Origin of the sequence: Archangium sp. (genome assembly GCF_036389735.1) — a bacterium.
Classification (GTDB): domain Bacteria; phylum Myxococcota; class Myxococcia; order Myxococcales; family Myxococcaceae; genus Archangium.
The window spans coordinates 1-4,019 of the sequence record NZ_DASVWK010000363.1 but is presented as its reverse complement, the minus strand read 5'-3'; the positions used below and the strand labels follow the sequence as shown (position 1 = coordinate 4,019).

General features: G+C 69.8%; 2 protein-coding genes and 2 pseudogenes. 2 read left to right on the top strand and 2 right to left on the bottom strand.

Annotation, left to right across the window (positions count from 1 at the left end; translation table 11 throughout):
* Together VF794_RS12695 and VF794_RS12690 are read left to right on the top strand one after the other, a co-directional pair.
* Window positions 1–1,163, top strand: a pseudogene (locus VF794_RS12695) (molecular chaperone DnaJ); the annotation flags it as partial.
* A 110-nt stretch (window positions 1,164–1,273) separates the two neighbouring features.
* The gene (locus tag VF794_RS12690; protein WP_331110092.1) at window positions 1,274–2,887 is read left to right on the top strand and encodes a hypothetical protein; all 1,614 of its coding nucleotides are present in this window, start codon (window positions 1,274–1,276) and stop codon (window positions 2,885–2,887) included.
* Window positions 2,888–2,902: 15 nt separating this feature from the next.
* On the opposite strand, the gene VF794_RS12685 is transcribed toward VF794_RS12690, so the two are convergent.
* Both VF794_RS12685 and VF794_RS12680 read right to left on the bottom strand, forming a co-directional pair.
* Window positions 2,903–3,523, bottom strand: coding sequence for a hypothetical protein (locus VF794_RS12685; protein ID WP_331110090.1), 621 nt, complete (start codon window positions 3,521–3,523; stop codon window positions 2,903–2,905).
* Between the two features lie 71 nt (window positions 3,524–3,594).
* Window positions 3,595–4,019: pseudogene (locus VF794_RS12680) on the bottom strand (hypothetical protein); the annotation flags it as partial.

Genomic DNA, 4,019 nt, shown 5'->3' with positions numbered 1-4,019 from the left:
CCACCGCCACCGCCCGCCTCTACGAGGAAGCCAGACGCCGCGAGGCCGAGGGCCGCGACTACCTCGCCGAGACGCGCGCGGAGATGGACGAGGAGCTGCACGGCCTCGGCCAGGATGCCCGCGCCCGGATGCGCCAGCTCGAGCGCGCCGCACGCACACTCACGTCCCTGAGGAACAAGCGCATGTCCACGCTCGCCGAGAACGGCAAGGGAAAGAAGCTCCGCGCCTTCGACCCCGTGCTGGAGAGTCCCCTGGTGCGCCAGGGCGTGCTCCGCCTCGAGCGCCAGCGCGCCACGCCCGCCGCGCGCGAGCTGGCCCGCCGCCTCGAGGACTCCGTCTCCCAGGAGCCCTGGCAGGTGGCCCTCACCCTCATGGCCTTCTTCGCCGAGGCCGCTGGCCGCCCGCCTCCGGGGCTCGACTCCAGCGAGGCCTGGGCCGAGCGCTACGAGCTGCTGCGCGAGCTCGGCCTGCAGGACGCGCCCGGCTACGACCAGGCCCTCACGCGGCTGCCGCGCCACCTGGAGCTCGGCATGCGCGTGATGAAGAAGGAGGTCCGCTTCGGCCTCCAGCTGCGCGAGGCCGAGCTGCTCGCCGCGGTGCCCCTGGCGCTCCAGCGCGCGGACGTGGCCGAGCTGGGCCGCTCCGTGCTCGCCGTCATCGGCCCGCAGGAGCAGTGCAAGCGCTGTGGCGAGGAGGTGCTCCTCCAGCACCTGCTGCGCACCCGGGGGCTCGACGAGCTCAACGGCCTGCTGTGCCCCCTGTGCGCCCACGTGCAGAAGAGCTACTGGCTCTACAGCCGCTCCGAGGGCCAGGAGTCCCTGCTCCCCCATGCGCTGCGGCTCGGCACCGTGGCCGAGCAGGTGGTGCGGCTGGGCGGCAAGAGCTTCAGCTTCCAGTTCCTCCCCGAGGAGCGCGAGGCCCTCGGCGCCGAGCAGCTCCGCCAGCGCTTCATGGACCTGTACGTCCAGCCCTACGGCGTGGAGCTGGAGCCCACGCACCTGCGCCTCACGCAGGGAGGCAAGGTGCTCGCCCCCGAGGCGCGGGTGGGCAAGGGCCTCGTCAAGCTGGAGCTGGAGCCCGAGGCCGGCAAGAGCGAGAAGGAAGTCCTCGAGCTGCTGCGCTCGCGCATCGAGCGCCGCTTCCGCCCCGACGCCTCCAAGTGAAGCCAGACTGAACGGGCGGAGGTTCGTGACAGTCGCTCCGTGGAACCCCGGATTGCGCGGAGGGGTCCACACTCGGGAGGATGCTCCCCCCTCTCACGGGAGCCTCGTCCATGAATCGCCTCCTCCTCCCTCGGGCAACACTGCTCGCGGGTGTCGTCACCTTCCTCGGCTGCCTGCCGGGGCCGCCGCCCACGGACCCCCCAGACGCCTCGACCCGCGCCGACGCCTCGACCGACGCCGGTCAGCAGCCCACCGACGAATGGGATGGGAGCTACGTCGCGCTCCCGGAGACCGGCAGCAACTGGACGGACCCTGGCCTCCTGTCGCCCTGCGGTTTCCCCGCGGCCGGTGGCAACTGCGAGGACTTCAGCACCTTCGACCTCTCGGGGTGCGACCCGGCGTCGCTCGCCAACGCGGACACCGCGGGCCTGTACCTGCTGAACAGCCGCTTCCAGCGCTCCGACGGTGGCTACTCCTCCATGTACGCCTATCCCTTCGGCTTCAGCTCCGACGGTGGGACGACCGCGTACCTCAGCGGCCAGCCAGCCACCGAGCAGCGCGACGGCAACACCCGGCTCTTCTCCACCTTCACCGCCTTCGCGGACGGCGGCACGCGCCGCACCACGATGGTCACCTGCGCGGCCCCCCAGGCTCCCGAGTTCACCGGCTGCCTCGCCTTCTGCCGCAATGGAAGAGTCACCTCGCGCGCCACCTTCTCCTCCACCCGGCTGCGGTGGCGCGCCGGTGAGACCGAGGCCTCCGGCCTGGAGCTCGTCTCGGAGAATCGGGTGGAGCTCGCCTACCCGGCGGACGTCTACGTCACCCGGGGCCACGCCTACGTGGTGTCCGTCAACCACAGGGGGCAGGCGGGCGGCCTCGCTGTCTTCGACGTGAGCGACAAGTCCGCGCCCGTGCTCAAGAAGACGATCCAGATGTCGGGCGACACGTACTGGAATGGCGTATGGGCCAAGGACAACGCGCTCTACGTCGCCAGCAGCAGCAAGGGCGTGGTCGTCTTCGACATCAGCAACCCGGCGGATCCGCAGTTCGTGAGCACCCTGGGCAGCAGCGGCCATACCGTCTTCGTCGAGGGCAACCGCCTCTACGCCACGGGCTCCGGCGGCGTTCACATCTACGACCTCACCACGCCCACCCACCCCGTCGAGCTCGCCCGCTACGCGCCCGACCCCGATTACCCGCATGACATGTTCGCCGTGGGCACCCGGCTCTACGTCAACTACTCCGGGGCCGGCTACTACGTGGCCGACGTGAAGGACCCGAACAACCTCGTCACGCTGGGCACGTACAGCTACGCCCCGTTCGAGCAGTACAGCCACGCCACGGCGGTGGGCACCTTCGGTGGGCGCACCATCTCCTTCATGGGCGGCGAGGGCCCGGGCGAGCACCTGCGCGTGCTCGACGTCACGGACCCGGCGAAGATGATGAAGATTGGCGAGTTCCAGCTCCGCGCACCCGTCTCCATCCACAACATGGTGCTGTCGGGCAAGCGGCTCTACCTCTCCTGGTACCAGGAGGGGGTGCGGGTGCTGGATGTCTCCAACCCCACCCGTCCCACCCAGGTCGCCTACTACAACACCTACCGCGAGACAGACCCGAACCGTGGGGACTACTTCGACGGGGCCATCGGCATCCGCGTGCCCGGTGACGGCTACATCTACGCCGTGGACACCGGACGCGGACTGCTCATCCTGCGCGAGAAGTGAGCCCGCGCGGGCCGCTCAGCCCTGCTGACGGCCCTCGATGGCGCACAGGAGGACCGCCGCCGCGATGCCCAGGCGGCGGTCCAGCGCGCCGCCCCTGTCCAGGGAGAAGTCCAGCTCGACCTTCTGGATGATGGGGTTGAAGCGCTGGCGGAAGGTGAAGACGGGCGTCTCGCCCACCTTGCCCTGGAAGGTCTGCGGCACGAGGTTGGTCAACAGGCGGCGCACCAGCGCGAGCACCATGCTGTCCTCCTGAATGGTGCCCACCTCGCGGTCGTTGACGTCCAGGATGAGCCACTCGTCGCGCAGGATGGACTTGAGGCCCTTGCGGCGCAGCGCGCCCACCTTCTGGCCCGTCGCCGAGTCGGTGACGTCGTACGTGGCACCGATGTCCAGGATGCCGCGGGCCTTGATGGAGAGGACCTCCTCGTTCATCTCCTCGCTGGAGAAAACGCGCAGATCCTCCTTCAGCTTGAAGGCCTTCATCTTCGAGTAGAAGACCACGTTGCCCGCGTCGTCGTAGATGTGGAACGCGTCGCCGAAGAGCTTGAAGAACTTCTTGCGGATCAGATAGCGGCGCTGGCCAAAGCGGCCAGTGGCCAGGGCACTGTTCGGGCTCTGCTCGAGTGCGGTCGACATGGGAGTCCCCCTCTGGGTTGCTGCGTGGTGGCGCAGGTATAGCGCATCGCGCCATGACGCCTGAAGGCCCCTCACTCCGGGTGAAGGGGGGCTACCGCCACCGTGCGCGGCGGATCCTCGCGAGCCGGCTGCGCCTTCACGCGCTGGTGCTTGTCGAGGAAGGCCTTCCACTCCTGGATGACCTTGGAGCCGGAAGTGATGGCACCTCCCGAGGGCCGGGCGCGGATGAACTGCTCGCGCACGCCCACCGCCAGAAGCTCCTCCTCGGGCAGCAGCTCCACGGCCAGCAGCGCGTGCGAGTAGGGCACGGGCACGGGCTGGAAGTCGCGCCCGTTGGCGGCGTACTGGAGCACGTTGCCCAGGCCTCCGCCGCACGCCGCCGCCACCGCGTTGCCCGACCTCGCGAGCCGCACGCAGGAGAGCTTCGACAGCACGTGCTGGAAGGTGCGGCCCCGATCCTCGCTGCGCCACACGCCGCCGTCACCGCTGACGTAGA